16 protein-coding genes and 1 pseudogene are annotated in these 17,118 nt (G+C 45.4%); 5 read left to right on the top strand and 12 right to left on the bottom strand.

Annotated elements, in window-relative coordinates:
* Window positions 1–63: 63 nt before the first annotated feature.
* The 7 genes from QUA04_RS01345 to QUA04_RS01315 form a co-directional block, all read right to left on the bottom strand.
* Complete coding sequence (locus QUA04_RS01345) at window positions 64–993, bottom strand: hypothetical protein (protein ID WP_333253038.1); 930 nt, start codon at window positions 991–993, stop codon at window positions 64–66.
* 199 nt (window positions 994–1,192) lie between these two features.
* Window positions 1,193–3,892: a protein-arginine deiminase family protein gene (locus QUA04_RS01340; RefSeq protein ID WP_333253036.1), complete on the bottom strand. Its 2,700-nt coding sequence runs from the start codon at window positions 3,890–3,892 to the stop codon at window positions 1,193–1,195.
* A gap of 101 nt (window positions 3,893–3,993) precedes the next feature.
* Window positions 3,994–4,335 carry a DUF5615 family PIN-like protein gene (locus tag QUA04_RS01335; RefSeq protein ID WP_333253034.1) on the bottom strand — a complete coding sequence of 114 codons (342 nt, stop codon included), beginning with the start codon at window positions 4,333–4,335 and terminating at the stop codon, window positions 3,994–3,996.
* Between the two features lie 3 nt (window positions 4,336–4,338).
* Window positions 4,339–4,665: a DUF433 domain-containing protein gene (locus QUA04_RS01330; protein WP_333253032.1), complete on the bottom strand. Its 327-nt coding sequence runs from the start codon at window positions 4,663–4,665 to the stop codon at window positions 4,339–4,341.
* A gap of 55 nt (window positions 4,666–4,720) precedes the next feature.
* A complete protein-coding gene (locus QUA04_RS01325; protein WP_445242271.1) occupies window positions 4,721–4,921 on the bottom strand; it encodes a DUF433 domain-containing protein in 201 nt (66 codons plus the stop codon).
* Window positions 4,922–4,943: 22 nt separating this feature from the next.
* On the bottom strand, window positions 4,944–5,297 hold the full coding sequence (locus tag QUA04_RS01320) for a hypothetical protein (RefSeq protein WP_333253030.1): 354 nt from the start codon (window positions 5,295–5,297) through the stop codon (window positions 4,944–4,946).
* Between the two features lie 42 nt (window positions 5,298–5,339).
* Window positions 5,340–5,885: a hypothetical protein gene (locus QUA04_RS01315; protein ID WP_333253028.1), complete on the bottom strand. Its 546-nt coding sequence runs from the start codon at window positions 5,883–5,885 to the stop codon at window positions 5,340–5,342.
* A gap of 122 nt (window positions 5,886–6,007) precedes the next feature.
* Between QUA04_RS01315 and QUA04_RS01310 the strand changes: the two genes are divergently transcribed.
* The gene (locus QUA04_RS01310) at window positions 6,008–6,205 is read left to right on the top strand and encodes a type II toxin-antitoxin system HicB family antitoxin (RefSeq protein WP_333253026.1); all 198 of its coding nucleotides are present in this window, start codon (window positions 6,008–6,010) and stop codon (window positions 6,203–6,205) included.
* A 93-nt stretch (window positions 6,206–6,298) separates the two neighbouring features.
* Window positions 6,299–7,369: pseudogene (locus QUA04_RS01305) on the top strand (IS630 family transposase).
* A gap of 143 nt (window positions 7,370–7,512) precedes the next feature.
* On the opposite strand, the gene QUA04_RS01300 reads toward QUA04_RS01305, so the two are convergent.
* The 3 genes from QUA04_RS01300 to QUA04_RS01290 form a co-directional block, all read right to left on the bottom strand.
* Window positions 7,513–8,922 carry an NAD(P)(+) transhydrogenase (Re/Si-specific) subunit beta gene (locus tag QUA04_RS01300; protein ID WP_333253024.1) on the bottom strand — a complete coding sequence of 470 codons (1,410 nt, stop codon included), beginning with the start codon at window positions 8,920–8,922 and terminating at the stop codon, window positions 7,513–7,515.
* Window positions 8,919–9,212 (bottom strand): NAD(P) transhydrogenase subunit alpha, encoded by a 294-nt coding sequence (locus QUA04_RS01295; RefSeq protein ID WP_106150865.1) that lies wholly within the window; start codon window positions 9,210–9,212, stop codon window positions 8,919–8,921. Before QUA04_RS01295 ends, QUA04_RS01300 begins: the two co-directional genes overlap by 4 nt.
* A gap of 377 nt (window positions 9,213–9,589) precedes the next feature.
* Window positions 9,590–10,738, bottom strand: coding sequence for a Re/Si-specific NAD(P)(+) transhydrogenase subunit alpha (locus QUA04_RS01290; RefSeq protein ID WP_333253022.1), 1,149 nt, complete (start codon window positions 10,736–10,738; stop codon window positions 9,590–9,592).
* A 444-nt stretch (window positions 10,739–11,182) separates the two neighbouring features.
* On the opposite strand from QUA04_RS01290, the gene QUA04_RS01285 reads away from it, so the two are divergent.
* The 3 genes from QUA04_RS01285 (at window position 11,183) to QUA04_RS01275 (ending at window position 15,019) form a co-directional block, all read left to right on the top strand.
* Window positions 11,183–11,695 (top strand): DUF2808 domain-containing protein, encoded by a 513-nt coding sequence (locus tag QUA04_RS01285; protein WP_333253020.1) that lies wholly within the window; start codon window positions 11,183–11,185, stop codon window positions 11,693–11,695.
* A gap of 290 nt (window positions 11,696–11,985) precedes the next feature.
* A complete protein-coding gene (locus QUA04_RS01280; RefSeq protein WP_333253018.1) occupies window positions 11,986–13,257 on the top strand; it encodes an MFS transporter in 1,272 nt (423 codons plus the stop codon).
* A 184-nt stretch (window positions 13,258–13,441) separates the two neighbouring features.
* Entirely contained in the window at window positions 13,442–15,019 is a 1,578-nt protein-coding gene (locus QUA04_RS01275; protein WP_333253016.1) for an MDR family MFS transporter, read from the top strand.
* A gap of 105 nt (window positions 15,020–15,124) precedes the next feature.
* Here the strand turns inward: QUA04_RS01275 and QUA04_RS01270 are convergent, their stop codons facing one another.
* Window positions 15,125–15,892, bottom strand: a complete 768-nt coding sequence (locus tag QUA04_RS01270; protein ID WP_333253014.1) for an ATP-binding cassette domain-containing protein — start codon at window positions 15,890–15,892, stop codon at window positions 15,125–15,127.
* A 212-nt stretch (window positions 15,893–16,104) separates the two neighbouring features.
* On the bottom strand, window positions 16,105–16,983 hold the full coding sequence (gene glyQ, locus QUA04_RS01265; RefSeq protein WP_190660228.1) for a glycine--tRNA ligase subunit alpha: 879 nt from the start codon (window positions 16,981–16,983) through the stop codon (window positions 16,105–16,107).
* Between the last annotated feature and the right edge of the window lie 135 nt (window positions 16,984–17,118).

Raw genomic sequence — 17,118 nt, 5'->3', positions numbered from 1 at the left:
TTGTAATTAGCAACAGGGGGACTTTATGTATTTTGTAACTACCCCCTGATACAATTATAGTTGCTATTTTACTTCAATTTTAACTTGGTAGTTTGCTTGGCGATCGCCGGAAATTTCAATAGTATAATCGCCGCTACTGGTTAGTTGACCTTGCCACTGAGCTGTGCTGTTAGCAGTACCTACATTTTCACCGTTAGGAGCAATAATTGCTGCGCTAACTTGACCTTCTTGAACATTTATTGTCATGCTTTGGCCGCTATTGCACTCCAGTAAGTAGCGCTTGGATATGTTGGCTCGCAAACTACTGCTCAGAATAGTTCCCGTAGCACCGGCTTGAAAGGAAACTCGCTCCGTTACAGGGGTTTCAACCGCCGCGGGAGTTGGAGTTGGAGTTGGAGAAGGCAACAGCGACGGCGAGGGTGACGGCGAAGCAAGTTGGGGAATGCCAGACACAGAGGGTATTTGAGTGGGACGGGGCGACGGATAGATTGTGGCGGGCAGTCGAGTTCCAGGTGCTGGGGGAAGTCCGGGCCGGCGGTTGGCGGGCGCTGTTGCGACAGGCGGAGGGCTTTCGGGGAGGGGTACGTCAGCGGGTAGTTTAATTTGAAGGTTCGCTCTTTCCTGATACATTTTCCACGCTAGCAAACTGCCGAGACTAAGGACGGAACCGACTAACATTCCGCTGAGAAAAACGGCTAAGATTTGCCAAGCTCGGGCTGGTTTTGGTTCGGGGTTGGCAGTTGGAATTGTTGGAGGCGGATAACTTGCAAGTTGAGTTGTTGCCGGCGCGCTATCGGAGGCAATTGGAATTGTTTCCGCCTCGTCGATTGGCGCTGAAATATCTTTGGGCGCGACAATTTCTGCGGGAGTTTCTACTGATGCTGAAGGTGCATCGCCACGGGCAATTTCACTGCGATCGAACTCATCACTGGCAGTAGAAATTGTTTCCGGTTGCGGAGTCAAAACTTGTTTTTTTTCCTGTTCGTCGCTCATGGGGCTAAATTTATTTTACAAAGACCGCTGTTAGACATTTTACGTTACTGGTGCGATCGCCTGCACAGCACCCATAGGGCACGGCTATTGACAAAATGCCGTCCGTGTCTATCTAGAAATCTATCTGCTGGGGCGATCGCAATTTACCAATTTTCGGTAAATATTGAGTACAAATTGCGATCGCAACTTACTACCGGACTCAATTATTAGGCAAAGACTGCCAAAAAGGCCGGTCTTCTGGCTTCCTCACAGTATTCGTCGCCGACTGCACGTTTCCTTTCAATTCTTGATAATACCTATCATCCAGAAAACTAACGCTGACTCCAGCAGGAAGCAGCAGTTGGCGCAATCTTTCCTGAGTGTAATCTACACCCTCAATCATTGGCCCGCGCGGATTTGAAACTAACAACTTGCCGTTAACTGGCACCGAATTGACCATATTTGGCCACCAAGCATAACCGCTGTAGCCAAACATCACCGGAACTTGAATAATTTGGTCGTCTCCGAGTAAAAACTCTCTTTTCAACTTCTCTATAATCGGATTAAGTTTCTGATTTTGCAAATAGAGATTGTGTTGAATTAAAGCGCGGTTTTTCAAGGCGGCGCTGACAGTTGTTTCAGTGCTCAAACCACGATTGATCGCCACATCGCCGTAACCTCTTCCCTCCAATTCTTCCAACAGCTTAACTCCAGCTTCGGGACTGGCGATCGCCATTACATATTGTCCGGGAGTTTGAGTGGGAATAAAATTGATAATTTCATCGACTTGGCGAGTCAGAAGCCAAGAAGTATCAATATCCACTGGCGGCCCTTGAATTCTCTGAGCTTGAATAAAATCCAGTACCTCTGGATTAAAACTAGCATTTCCCGAATTCCCGTAATAAACTCGACCCATTGGGTGTCCGGGAATCGGCGGTGTCACCTGCAAATTGCCGTATCCGTCAGACCACTGATTTACAGGGTCTAAAGAACGAGGATTGCCAATTTTTACTACTTTCCAATCCCGGTTTTGAGTTGATTTAATAGGCGGGTTTTTCTCTGGCTCGCTATTGCTTTTTATGGCTACATTAAACTGGCGGAGCTCCGATTTTTCGGGGAGTTGAACGTAGCCGTTTTTCTGGGTATCTTGCATCCAAGTGCGATCGCCCTGGAGAATTTTTACTTTGGCGCCCGTGGGTTCTACTGCTTGTTTTAGTTGCGAGATAAATTCGCTGTTTACCGCGCCTCTGTCGCTGACCTGAACTTCGGTTACTGGTGCTGTATTTGGCGCTATCATCCAAGGACTAACGCCCATTTGAATAGTTGTAGATGCGATTTCTTGACCGTTGCTTTGGGCAGTTGCTTTAAGATTAACAGTGCCGTTCCAATTGCGATCGGCAAATTGTTTTGCTTCGACACCTAAAACAATATTCGTGCTAAAAACTAGAGGTTTAGCACCGGATATATCTACAGGTTGCCAGCCCTCGCCAGTTTTCTGAAAAACGCTGATGTGAGGGCTAGCAATGCTGTCAGCCGTGATAAATAACTGAGAGGTTTTGAAGTTTTCAGACAGGTTCAAGTTAACTTGAGAAAGCATTGCTGCACGGCGGGGAGCGCTAACTTTGGTTTGTTTCCAAGTCGGTATCTTGCCGCGATCGTTATTGCGATCGTTAAATAAAATTAGCGCGCCCTTGGACAAAGACCATTGTTCTTTTCCGGCGTCGTCTTGCTGGTTAATTTGGCCATCTCTGTTAGTATCTCCCACAAACAAAAAGTTCGACGGGGACGCAGCAGGCGTAACTGGGGCGGGAGTTGGTGTTGCAGTTGATTCAGGAGTTGGTTGAGGAGTTGCTTGCTGATTTCTCTCTAACTCTTGTCTTTCAAGTTCTTGTCTAGCTAATTCTTGTCTGGCTAATTCTTGCCTTTCAAGTTCTTGTTTAGCTAATTCTTGTCTAGCTAATTCTTGCCTTTCAAGTTCTTGTCTGGCTAACTCTTGCCTTTCAAGTTCTTGTCTTTCAAGTTCTTTCCTGGCTAATTCTTGCTTTTCAAGTTCTTTTCTGGCTAACTCTTGCCTTTCAAATTCTTGCCTTTCAATTTCTTTCCTGGCTAATTCTTGCCTTTCAAACTCTTGCCTTTCAATTTCTTTCCTGGCTAATTCTTGCCTTTCAATTTCTTTCGTGGCTAATTCTTGCTTTTCAAACTCTTGCCTTTCAAGTTCTTTTCTAGCCCGGTCTTTTTTCTCTTGCTCTTTTCTCTCTATTTCTCGACGAGCAAATTCTTTTTTCTCTTGCTCTTTGCGGGCTCGCTCTCTGATCTCTTCTTCCTCGGCTCTAATTTTCTCAACAGAGCGTGCGACTTGCATTTCATAGGTAGCGACACTGAGGTTTCCTTGATATTCGATGGTTTTGTCGATCGCCCGATCGGCCAAAAAAGAATCGTGAGGAATGAGTCGCAGCGTATTGATAGCCAACTCCCACAGCCGCTGGGACTCTTCCCAAGTAGCAGAAGAAGGATTAGAAGTGTGTCCAATTACTACTGCTTTGGCCGCTAATTTAGCAGCATCGTCCCAATTATATTTGGCTCTTTCTTCTATTTGAATTTGACTTTGAACGTTTTGGAGTTGCTGCGTCAGAGTTTGAGATTGCTGACGGTGGATTGCTGATTTCCAAAGTTCTGCCGGAAACGGGGCGCTGTCGGGATTTTTGGCAAGGTTATCTAATTGTACTTTCAGCCGATCGCGCAATTTGTAGAGTTCCGGGAGCGATTGCGGATTTTCGCCGTCTGGCTGTCGCCCAGAGAGTGCGAGTTGGTAGTTTAGGGAAGGTTGAGCCACTGTTGCGGGGACTGCAACCCAAATAATACCGATGACGACACCGAAAGCATTGACGATCGCGATCGCAATATATCGAACCCAGCGCATATAGTTTATCCTCAGACACGCCAATAATTTTACCTAATCTTGGGAGCAATGGGGAATTTAATTGTAAGATTTTAGGATGGGTTTGGGCGCTGGGCTTTTTTTCATGTCGAAGGACGGTTAACTCGAATCAATTTACCGTTCAAAGTATCGATCGCAGAAATAGCATCATTAATTCGGGTCGCCTGTCTTTCCCAGTTGCTATCTTGAGTACAAATGATAATACCAGCATGGTTGGGTTGTGAGCGATGCAGTCGAATAAAATCCCCTCGATTGAGAGTCAAAACTGCTCGCTCATTACTCACTGCAAAAGCCAATACATCCTCATCAGGAATTCCTAATCCTGCGTTTCCGGCTTCTTGAACTGTTAATACATCGTGACCTAAAGGTCGAAGAAACTCAACTACTGGCAACGGATACTGTTCGTCTGCATAAAGTCGCGCCATGTTTTAGGCTTCCTCATTTTCTTTGATTGCTTGTTCAATTTCTTCTGGGTAAGCATCAGCATAAGCCCAAGCATTGACTAAATCAGCCGCAGTCAAATGGGGATAGCACTTAAAAAGTTCCGCATCGCTGCATCCGAGACGGCGATAACCCACCAGTACCCAAACTTGTATGCGAGTATTGCCGACACAGGCATCCCCTCCACAGACACCGGGAGTCTTTTTAATGCCTAAAGAACCGTTGGTTAAATTTTGAGTTAGGATGCTGATTAGTTTAGCTTTATCAACGGCATTTAAGGTTAAAACTTGAGTTTCTAATTCTTGTATAGTCATAAGTGCGGTCGCTCGGATTTGATATAGTTAGATTATAGCAAATTCGCGCCATGTTTTAGGCTTCCTCATTTCTAGCGATCGCAGCTTCAATTTCCTCTGGGTGTGCCTCAGCATAAGCCCAAGCATTCACCAAATCTGCTGCATTCAAATGAGGAAAGTCTGGCAAAATTCGCACATCATTTGCACCCATAAGGCGATCGCACCAGTGACCAAACTGGTATCCTCCTTCTTGCCGATACCAGCATTGCCTCCGCACACTGCAGGAGCTTTTTTAATGCCTAGAGAATGGAGTGTAACTTAAATAGGTCGTCAAAGAAGTTTTTCACAGTTCGTTTTGCCTTTTCATCATCCACAAACTCATAACCACCAAACCTGTATACTTCATAGCCTGCAAGTCTTAAGCATCTATCTTCTGCAACCATTTCTGCATAGAGTTGAGGGCTGGCTTTGCCATTTTCGGAATAGTGTTGCTTCCCATCTATTTCAATTACAATATTCTTTCGGTAAGGAAGAAGAAGCAGGAAATCCATTCTTTCTCGGCTTAATCGTTTTTCACCTTTGAGCTGTTTCGATGTATAGGGGTCATAATGCAAGTACACTTGAGGAATTAGTGCTGGTAGTTTTTCTTTCAATTTTCCATAAAAAGAGCTGTAATACGTGTCAAGTAAAATCTTTTATGGGTGATTGTTCCCCAGAGATATTTTGAGTCGATCTAACAGGTTCTGACCAGCGTCAGAACCTGTGAGATTATGGAGTTCTTCTTCGTCTCGCCACCAGTCTACTAACTCTTCCCATAGAAGCCCTTTTTCCAAAACTGGTCTATCATATACCAGACAGTTTTCTTGATTTTTGACAATATTAATCTCATTAGTAATTGCATCCGTTAAGACAATTTCATGCTTAGGTCCATTTGCCGCGAATATCAGGTTTTTTACCTCACTGTTAACACCCTGCACTGAAAATTCGAGTTTGGCTATGATTCCTTGATACTCGTCGGAAATTAATTGCTTTGTCTCTCTCTCTTTTTCATGAAAGTATGAAAGAGGATACTTTTTGAATACGCCTTTTATAATTTTAGCTTGATCTAGCGGGCTTGCCTCTTCAAGTATGCGCATGAACGTTTCTCTTGTAGTGCCATATATACGATCTTCTACGTTAATCTCCAAGTCGCAGTAGTAAGGATAAAACTCGCGGCGATCTTGGTAAGAAAAGTCAGGCATATCCCATCATAATCAACTTCAATGTAATCATGTACAAGCCTGTATATATCTGATTTCTTGAGCATACTTATTCAAGTATTTAGCCAATACAACGATTTATACATCCTACAACCCAATCTCCTATGAAGTCAACACAAAAGTTTACAGCAATTATTGAACGAGAAGGCGACGGATATCTATCCCTTTACCCAGAACTTGATATTGCTAGCCAAGGTGACAATATAGAAGAAGCGCGACGGAATCCGATCGAAGCGTTGGAACTATTTTTTGAGACAGCCGATCCTTCGGAAGTCAAGAATCGGCTGCATACAAACTATTAGCTTATAAGACTCGGCGATTGAAATCGCTTAAGAGTAATACCATTTTTTTAAAGATGTGATAGACTTGTGTAAAAAGTAAAGGAGAGAATTACAATGTCTGGTCGTCCTCATATAAAAATCACAGAATCTGTAGAAGATTTGCGAGGAATCCTCAAGCAACAAAAAAGAATACTAGCTTATAATAAAGTTCAAATGCTTTATTTATTTCAGTCAAAACAAGTAGAAACTGTTCGGGAAGTATCCACAGTTTTAGGTAAAGGTGAGGCAACGATTCATCGCTGGCTCTCCCAATATAGAAAGGGCGGTCTGGAAAATTTGTTAAAAAATCGGCAGGTTTTCGGTCGCCCAAAAAAGTTCTCAGTTGAAATAGCAGCGACCTTGCAACAAGAGTTGAGAGATCCAGAAGGATTTAAGAGTTATAAAGAAGTTCATCTTTGGCTATGGTTGATTAAAGGAATAGCCAGTAGTTACCCGGCTGTATATTCTTTAGTTAGAGGGGAATTAAAAAGTAAATTAAAAATTCCCAGACCTCGCAGTATTTCTCAGAAATCTACGGCAATCAGTGAATTCAAAAATACCTTACCTCAACAGATAAAATCTTTGCTAGAGAAAGCTTCAGCTCAAGTAAACAAATATAAAAAAGTCAATTTCTGGTGCAGTGATGAACGATAGGATAGGGCTGCATACAATTCGTCGGCGTAAGCTGACGCTTTCAGGCGTAAAGCCAATCGGAAAGCATCAATGGAAGTTTGAGTGTTTTTGGTTGTATGGGGCCGTATCGATCGCTAATGGAAAAAGTTTTTTTGGGAGTTTTCCCATTTAGACAAAGTTTGTTTTGAAACATATCTACAACTTTTGTCAATCCAATATCCTGCTGAATTACACATCGTTCAAGTTGATAACGCACCCGCTCATAATTTAGGCTCATCTGAGTTACCAGACAATGTTATTTTACTATTTCAGCCTCCGGCTTGTCCCGAAGTAAATCCCACAGAAAGAGTGTGGGAATATCTCAAAGATTCTTTAGCTTGGTCGGTGTTTAGTAATCTTGACGAACTCCGCACAAAAGTCCAGGAAATTTTGGCATCTTTCACCGATCGCGTCATTGGTTTTCTCACCGGATGGTCTTGGATTTTACATTCTTTATCTCTATCACATCTTTAAAAAAATGGTATAAAACGAAGTCCCTCTCGCTTGAGACTGAAGAATATTGATATCAAAACAAAACCCCAACAAAAACCCGGTTTCTCCAAGAAACCGGGTTTAATCATCTGCGTGAATCCGCGTTCATCTGCGGTTGCAAAATCCTACAACTGCTTAACCTCAGAAACCAATTTGGCAACCACATCCTTAGCGCTACCAAACAACATCATCGTCTTATCCTTGTAGAACAACTCATTATCTACACCGGAAAAACCAGCACTCATCCCGCGCTTGATTACGATCGTATGCTTAGCCTTATCAACCTCCAAAATCGGCATCCCATAAATCGGGCTCGCCGTATCGTGACGCGCCGCCGGATTCACCACATCATTCGCACCAATCACCAACGCCACATCCGTTTCTTCAAACTGCGGATTGATGTCGTCCATATCGTACAACTGCGGATAAGGCACGTTTGCTTCCGCCAGCAGCACATTCATGTGCCCCGGCATCCGCCCAGCCACGGGGTGAATCGCGTATTTCACGTCAACACCCATTTTTTCCAAACCGTCGGCTAACTCGCGCACCGCGTGCTGTGCTTGGGCTACAGCCATCCCGTAACCGGGAATAATTACAACCGATCGCGCATAACCCAACATCATCGCACTTTCTTCGAGATTGATGCTGCGAACAGTTTTGTCAGTAGCACCAGCAGCCCCAGCAGCACCCGCAGCACCACCGCCACCGCTGCCAAAGGCGCTAAACAGCACACTACCCAAGGATCGATTCATCGCCTTGCACATGATTTGCGTCAAAATAATCCCCGACGCGCCCACCAATGCACCAGCGATAATCAGCATATTGTTCATCAAAATGAACCCAGCCACACTCGCCGCAATCCCCGAATAAGAGTTAAGCAGCGACACCACCACGGGCATATCGCCACCGCCAATCGGAAGCACAAACATGATTCCCAGAATATTGGAAATCGCCACCAAAGCCAGGAATACCGGCACATTTTCGGGATTCGTCAGCATATAACCGCTGCCGGCTAAAAGTGCGATCGCCAGCATGGCATTAAACGGCTGTTGCAGCGGAAACGTCATGGGCGCACCAGGTAGCAATTCTTGCAGTTTCGCAAACGCCACAAGGCTACCAGTGAAAGTAATTCCGCCAATCAACACACCCAAAAGGATCGTGATTGTCGCGTCAGGCGTCGGCGATTGCGGGATGCTGAGATAGCGCCAGAATTCGCCCACAGCAACAAGTGCAGAAGCCGCGCCCCCAAAACCGTTAAGCAAACCCACCATCTGCGGCATATCCGTCATCGCGACGGTTTTTGCCATAATTGTTCCCAAAATGGAACCGATGATAATTCCGACAGCAATCAATTCGTAGCTGACTACTTGCTTTTCCAGCAACGTACCGACGATCGCAATTAACATCCCGATCGCAGCTAACACATTCCCTTGACGCGCGGTTGCAGGGGAACCCAACTGTTTCAAACCGATAATAAACAAAGATGCGGCAACTAAATAACCTAGTTGAATGCCACTGGGCAGAAAATCGCTCACGCTTTAACCTCTTTTTTCTTGAACATTTGCAGCATTCGATCGGTTACTAAGAAACCGGCGACAACGTTAATTGTGGCCAGGGCGATCGCGATCGTCCCCAAAATCGAAGTAACAGTCACATTGCCTTGGCCAGAAATCAGAATTGCACCTAAAACCGCAATTCCAGAAATAGCATTCGATCCCGACATCAAAGGTGTGTGCAGCGTCGGCGGGACTTTATTAATTACTTCAAATCCCACAAACGACGCCAGAGTAAACACCACTAAACCTGCAATCAATCCTTCTGCCATGACAATTGGTAATTGGTAATTGGTAATTGGTGTGAAATTAACGCTAAAGTCCTTTATATCTCTCGTTTGTTGCCGAGTCTCGATCCCCCTAAATCCCCCTTAAGAAGGGGGACTTTGAATACTTCTTGTTCCCCCCTTCTTAAGGGGGGCTAGGGGGGATCTGGCCCTAGTCACCAAACAACATTCTGTGACTGCGTTTGACCTGTTTGTTGACACCAAGGGCTAATTGGTAATGACTCGTTAAGATCCCCGATGCTCTTAACGCATTCATCGGAGGCAGAGCCTTCGATATAGACTGGAGGCAGAGCCTCCTGGAGTACATTACAATGCAGAGCATTGTAACGAGAGAAAAGACTAAAGTCCTTACTACAAACCTGTTAACTGACTGCTGAAGCCTCAGCCGTCAAAGCATCGCGCACTCGCTGATTACTAATTTCACCGTCGCGGGCAACGCAAGCACCAGCAATGATATCGTCTTCAAAATTCAAATTGAGTTCCTTATCTTTCACCATCAACTGAACTAAAGCCGAGATATTCTTCGAGTAAGTTTCGCTAGCGTGTACCGGCATCGACGAGGGCACATTAATCGGGCCGATGACATTAACGCCGTTCCATTCAACATCTTTCCCCGCTTCCGTGCATTCGCAATTGCCGCCTTGTTCGGCCGCGAGGTCAACAATTACCGATCCGGGCTTCATTTGAGAAACCATTTCTCTAGTAACTAAAATAGGTGCTTTTCTGCCGGGAACTTGAGCGGTTGTAATCACTGCATCGGAAGCGCTGACGTGTTGGGTGAGCACTTGGCGGGTGTATTCTTTGGCCGCTTCTGATAGTTCTTTAGCATAGCCTCCGGCGGCGACGGTTTCTTCCTTGAGTTCGACATCAAGGAATTTAGCGCCCAAACTTTGCACTTGTTCTTTTGTTTCCGGGCGGATGTCGAAAGCTTCGACTACCGCACCCAAACGGCGCGCCGTGGCGATCGCCTGCAACCCGGCAACGCCCACACCCATTACCAATATTTTCGCGGGGCGAATCGTACCCGCCGCCGTTGTCAGCATCGGAAAATATTTCGGCAAAGCGGCTGCTGCGATCAATACCGCTTTGTAACCGGCAACGTTGCCCTGAGATGACAGTGCATCCATGCTTTGAGCGCGGCTGGTGCGCGGGATCATTTCCATGCTGAATGCCGTTACTTTGCGATCGGCTAAACGCTGCACTAAAGCTGGATCTCCCAGAGGATTCAAAAATCCGATGAAAACTGCTCCTTCGGGGAGTTGATGAACTTCTGATTCTTGCAATGCCCCGATTTTCACGACGACATCGGCTTCGCCCCACAGCCTAGCGGTATCGGCGACAACCTGAGCTCCCGCTTCTTCGTAAGCAAGATCCGAGAAAAAGGATTGTGCGCCGGCACCGGCCTCAACCCAAACTTCGACGCCCTGTTTGACTAATCGGGCTACAGCGTCGGGTACTAAAGCCACCCGGCGTTCCCCTGCTGCTATTTCTTTTGCGATCGCTAATTTCATGAACTCTCCTTATTTAAGCCTTCTCAGGGCGGTTGAAACCGCGCCTACACAGACAAAACCTGCCTCCGCAGGTTTCTTTAAGTGCGATTTTTAATCGCCCGATGCCTTGCTTTACATTGAAGCAGCCGTTCCCCTCAACTTCTCTCGTTGATACTAAAGCCGATCGCCCAAATTCGACCCGTATCTTTAACTTATCTTATACATTCAAATTCGCTAAATTGTTAAGTTGGCCACCGATTATGATATAATTTTATGTCGCCTAATTCTGTAGTTTGAATGTCAGTTATCAGTATTACGCAAAAATTACGCAAAAAAAAGTGACCTCAGCCGGCGAGCGATCGCCCTCATCAAATTGCTGAGACGTGCGATATATTGTAGCCACGATCGCAAATTTCGGGCGAGCAATATTTAAGGTTCACGAAGAGTTTAATTAGAGGAGTTGTTATGCGACGATTATTTTCAGCACTAGCGGTTACAGGTTGCTTGGTGGCTGGATTACCCGCCATCAGTTTAGCCCAGTCCATGCCAGGATTCACGATTTTCGGCGGCCCCGAGCGCGCCAACCAATTAAGCTATCGCTTGGATTACGGTACAGCCGGGATGAGCGGCGATAGATATCGGCTGCGAATTCCTTCCAAGAAAGTAAGTTTGGCGATCGCCCAACTGAACATATCCTATCCAGACTACTACAAAGGCGAATTTGACCAAAAAGACATTAAAGTGCGCGTCAAAGACAAAACAATAGAATTGCAAGAAGTAATCTGGGACAAAGAAAATCGTTTCATAGAAATTTATCCCAAAGAGCCAATTGCTGCCGGCAACAATGTTGAGGTTGTACTCTCGAACGTCAGAAACCCATCTCCCGGCGGAATGTACAATTTCAACGTCCGCATCCGCACCCCCGGTGACGTTCCCTTGCTGCGTTACCTCGGTACTTGGCTGTTGAGCATTAATTGAGGGAAGGGTTCGGGAAAGGAATTTCTCCTTAGCCCAGCGATCGCCACAGTTAAATTTTTCTGTGGCGATATTTTTTCATTGGGCGAAAAATTTAACACTACTCAAATCCGGGTTTTCGGGAGTTGCAAAATAGAACCTTCGGCTCATATCGCAATTCTCAATGATTCGTAATAATGAGTCTAGGGGCAGTCCCCCGATGGTTGCCCTTCGCTAATTAGGGGTAAGCCCAGGGGCGCTACCCCTACAAAATGTTTACCAATCAAATAGGATTGCTCTAGCCGTACTCTCGCATGAATCTACTAGCAAAAATCAAAACAATACAAATTCCTCCAGCGCTGCGATCGAGAAATTATCGCTTGTTTTTTGCAGGACAAGGCATCTCCCTGATTGGCAATTGGATGACGCAAGTCGCTACGGTTTGGCTTGTCTACAATTTGAGCGATTCACCTTGGATGCTCGGCGTGGTGGGATTTACAAGTCAAATCCCTACATTAATTTTACTGCCTTTTGCAGGAGTTTTAATCGATCGCTGGAACCGCCACCGAGTCCTAATTGCCACTCAAATATTAGCGATGGTTCAATCATTAGCGCTAGCATTTTTAGCGCTAACAGGAGTCGTTAACATTTGGCAGATCCTGGTGCTGAGTTTCTTTCAAGGCGCAATTAACGCCTTTGACGCGCCGGCACGACAAGCTTTTGTACCGGAACTTGTAGAAAAGAAAGAAGATTTAGCAAATGCGATCGCCATTAATGCTTCGATGTTCAACGCAGCCAGACTAATCGGCCCAGCAATGGCAGGTTTGCTGATAGCTACAGTCGGCTCAAGTTATTGCTTTCTTATTGACGGACTCAGCTACATCGCTGTAATTGCAGGCTTATTAGCGATGCAAATCAAACCCCGTAAAATTGCAGCAACTAATACCAAACCCTTACAAAGATTACAAGAAGGATTCGTGTATGCCTTCGGCTTTCCCCCGATTCGAGCAATTTTATTGCTATTAGCATTAGTCAGCTTCGCAGGAATGTCGCACACAGTATTAGTTCCAATTTTTGCCACCAAAATCCTGCACGGCGACGCCCAAACTCTCGGCTTTTTGATGGCTGCTTCGGGAGTCGGAGCATTTGCGGGGGCGATTTATTTGATTTCGCGCAAAAGTGTAGTTGGCCTCGGCAAATGGATTGCGATTTCACCCGCAATTATGGGATTCGGGCTGATAGGTTTTGGTTTGTCCCGGATCTTATGGCTGTCATTAATCATGATGTTGTTTGTGGGGTTGGGTTTCATTTTGCAATTTGCAGGAGGAAACACATTTTTGCAAACAATTGTGGAAGACGACAAACGCGGAAGAGTTATGAGCATATACACGATGGCATTTTTTGGAGTGACACCCTTTGGGAATTTAGTTGCCGGGGGATTGGCAAATTATATCGGCGCTCCCAATACAGTCATCATTGGAGGTATAATTTGTGTTTTCGGATCAGCAGTTTTTACCAAACAGTTGCCCGCTTTAAAAAACTTAGTCCGACCACTTTATCAAAAAATGGGTTTAATTTCGCACTAAGGATTTAGCGTCCAATTACAAAAGCCAACATTAAATAAGATTGCCAAAGCTAAGATATGACTGTATCTCTAGCAATTCTCAACAATTTGTAAACTTCTCTCTTCTCTTCTCTTTCTCTGCGCCCTCTGCGCCCTCTGCGGTTAAAAAATCCAATAAATAACTTACGCAACCAGAGGTTAAACTAATGGCAAATACAAGTGCAATTCCACAGCAGAGTGATCGAGTTCCCTTAAAAACCTGGATCGGCGTCATGGGAACAATTATCGGCGCTTTCATGGCGGTTTTGGACATCCAAATCACCAACGCTTCTCTGAAAGATATTCAAGCATCTTTAGGCGCAACTTTAGAAGAAGGTTCTTGGATTTCCACCGCCTATCTAGTCGCAGAAATTGTAGTAATTCCGATTAGTGGTTGGCTGTCACAAGTGTTTTCATTCCGTCGCTACCTCTTGGTAAATGCCGCTTTCTTTATCTTCTTTTCCATGTGCTGCGCTTGGGCGTGGAATTTGAATTCAATGATTGTATTTCGGGCTTTTCAGGGGTTGTCAGGCGGCATTTTAATTCCGATGTCTTTTACATTTTTGCTGACTAATTTGCCGCCCAAAAAGCAGCCAATCGGCATGGCGATGTTTGCAATGACAGCTACTTTTGCACCATCCATCGGGCCGACATTGGGAGGGTGGCTGACTGAGAATTACGGCTGGCAATATGTCTTTTATCTCAATTTGGTTCCAGGGCTGCTGCTGCTAGCTGCTGTGTGGTACGCCGTCGCCCCCGCACCGCTGAAACTCGAACTTCTAAAAGGGGGCGACTGGTGGGGAATTGTCTCAATGGCGATCGGCTTAGGTTCCCTGCAAGTTGTCTTAGAAGAAGGAAGCCGCAAGGACTGGTTGAGCTCGGATTTTATTGTGCGTTTAAGCATAGTTGCCGCAATATTTATCAGCGCTTTTTTCTGGATTGAACTGACTCGCGATCGACCGTTTATTAACTTGCGGTTGCTGACTCGCCGCAATTTCGGTTTAGCTACTATTGTCAATGTATCCTTGGGGGTGGGATTGTACGGTTCAGTGTTTATTTTGCCGCTGTATTTAGGTCAAATTCAGCAGTACAATGCCATGCAAATTGGCGAGGTGATTATGTGGGGTGGGGTGCCGCAGTTATTCATCGTGCCGATGGTGCCGAAATTGATGCAGCGAATCGATATGCGGCTGATGATTGGTATCGGTGTGAGTTTGTTTGCGGTAAGTTGTTTTATGAATGCCAGCATGACTCACGAGACGGGTATCGATCAGTTGCGTTGGTCGCAATTAGTAAGGGCATTGGGACAGCCTTTAATTATGGTGCCACTGTCAACTATTGCCACTGCTGGTATGGAGAAACACGAGGCTGGTTCGGCTTCGGGTTTGTTTAATATGATGCGAAATATGGGAGGTTCGATGGGGATTGCCGCGTTAGGAACTTTGGTCACGCAACGCGAGCAATTTCACTCGAATCGATTGGGGGAATCTGTTTCTTTGTACAATCCAGCAACACAGGAGCGAATTAATCAAATGACTCAGTATTTTGTGAGTCGCGGTGCTGATTTAAGCGTGGCGAAAGACCAGGCAACTAAGGTAATTGATAATATTGTCCGCCGTGAAGCTTATGTAATGGCTTTTAATGATTGTTTTTATTTTGTGGGAATTGCTTTACTGTTAAGTGGGATTGCTGTTTTGGGTTTTAAAAAGGTGAAAGCGGGTGCGGGTGGTGGGGGAGCTCATTGATTCTGTAGGGCGCCGAGTGCGCTGCATCTTTGGGACGGGCAGGATGCCCACCCCACAATAATTTTAAGAGTTTTCAAAATGCAAACTAAATGTTTTTTAGCTTATTCACCATTCTTGTTGAGCTTCTGCTTCTGCTTGAATTAAATTTTGCCGCAGTTGCACCCAATTTATTTGATGAGAGGGCAAATCTTCGATGAGCTTTCCGCGCTGTAAATGCAGAATTCGCGTGCTAAATTGCTCGGATAATTCTAATTGGTGGTTGACCATTACAATTGTGGTTTGGCCGTTTGTTAGTTGTATCAATACTTGCAAAAGGTGGGCGGCTTTTCCTGCGTCTAGGGCGGATGTTGGCTCGTCTAAAAGCAAGATTTTTGGTTGTAGGATGATGCCGCGGGCGATCGCCACGAGCTGTTTTTGGCCTGTGGAAAGCTGGAATTCGCTGCGATCGAGCCATTCTTGGGGTATGTGCAGTTGTTCGATCGCCCCGCTAATTCTCTCAGCAATGTTTGATGAATTGACGCCCCGCAGCTTTAAAGGATAAGCCAATGCTTCTCGCACCGACATTCCCAAAAGCTTGGATTCTTGCTGGATGAGGGTGATTTGTTTGCGGAGTTCGATCGCAGGTATTTGGCGATATTCTGTATTTTCCAGATAAATCGAGCCGCTGGTGGGACTGCTGAGCCGATTTAGCAGTCGCAACAGCGTTGTTTTGCCGGCACCTGAAGGGCCAACAATTGCCACGCGAGAGCCCTTGTGTACCTCAAATGATATATTTTCCAACAAATAACTTGAGGCGATCGGTGTTTTCAAGCTTACACCGTCAATTCGCAGTTGAGGATTTGTTTCTGTATTATTTTCCGAATAATTAGGCATTTAATTAATTAAAAATTCCCAAAAGTTGCACATATTTCGATCCCCCTAAATCCCCCTTAAGAAGGGGGACTTTGATCGGAATCTTGTCCCCCCCTTATTAAGGGGGGTTAGGGGGGATCGGAATTCTCTGCAACGACCTATAAAATTGGTATGAGTCGAGGACGATCGCAACTAAATTCATCCGTGTATCCCTGTCGTTATCCTTTTCCTTCTCAAACTTTTACAGCTTTTTCTAAAGGAAAACCCAGTTTTTCGCGCTGTTCCAAATAAAGCTGAGCAACTCGCCGCGCCAAATTCCGAATTTTGGTAATGTAGCGGGTTCTTTCCGTTACCGAAATCACGCCTCTAGCATCGAGCAAATTGAAAGTGTGAGAACATTTTAACACATAATCAAGACTAGGCAAAACCAATCCTTTTTTTGTCAATTGTTCGGCTTCTTGCTCGTACAATCCAAATAGAGTAAACAGCAATTCGGGATTGGAAGCTTCAAAGTTATAAGTACACTGTTCTATTTCTCCTTGCAGGTGAACGTCGCCGTAAGTGATGCCATCTTTCCACTGAATTTTTGTCATCGCATCGACTTCTTGGAGATACATTGCGAGGCGTTCTAGTCCGTAGGTAATTTCAATGGAGACGGGGCGACAGTCAATGCTACCGCACTGTTGAAAGTAGGTAAATTGGGTGATTTCCATGCCGTCGAGCCAGACTTCCCAGCCCACGCCCCAAGCTCCGAGGGTGGGCGATTCCCAGTTGTCTTCTACGAAGCGAATGTCGTGGTCTTCTGGGCTAATTCCTAATGCTCTGAGCGAGTCTAAATAGATGTCTTGGATGTTGGGAGGTGAGGGTTTAATTAAAACTTGATATTGATAGTAATGTTGGAAGCGGTTGGGATTTTCGCCGTAGCGTCCGTCGGTGGGGCGGCGACAGGGTTCGATGTAGGCGACTGACCAAGGTTCGGGACCGATTGCTCTAAGGAAGGTGTGGGGATTCATGGTTCCTGCACCTTTTTCTGTGTCGTAGGATTGGGCGATCAGGCATCCTCGATCGCTCCAGAATTTGTTTAAGGTGGCAATGACTGATTGAAAGTTCACTGGTTTAAATATGGCTAGTATGTGTCTCAACTTATTTAAGCATACTCAAGGCAGGGTTGATTGAAATAAACCCTGCCGAAATTAGATAAGAGATGCTGAACGTATCGCTGGATATTTAAGTTCTTTTTTCAGGTA

The organism is Microcoleus sp. S13_C5, from assembly GCF_036700845.1.
Classification (GTDB): Bacteria; Cyanobacteriota; Cyanobacteriia; order Cyanobacteriales; family Microcoleaceae; genus Microcoleus.
Note: the sequence above shows the minus strand (reverse complement) of the source record. Positions and strands in the feature narration are given on the sequence as shown.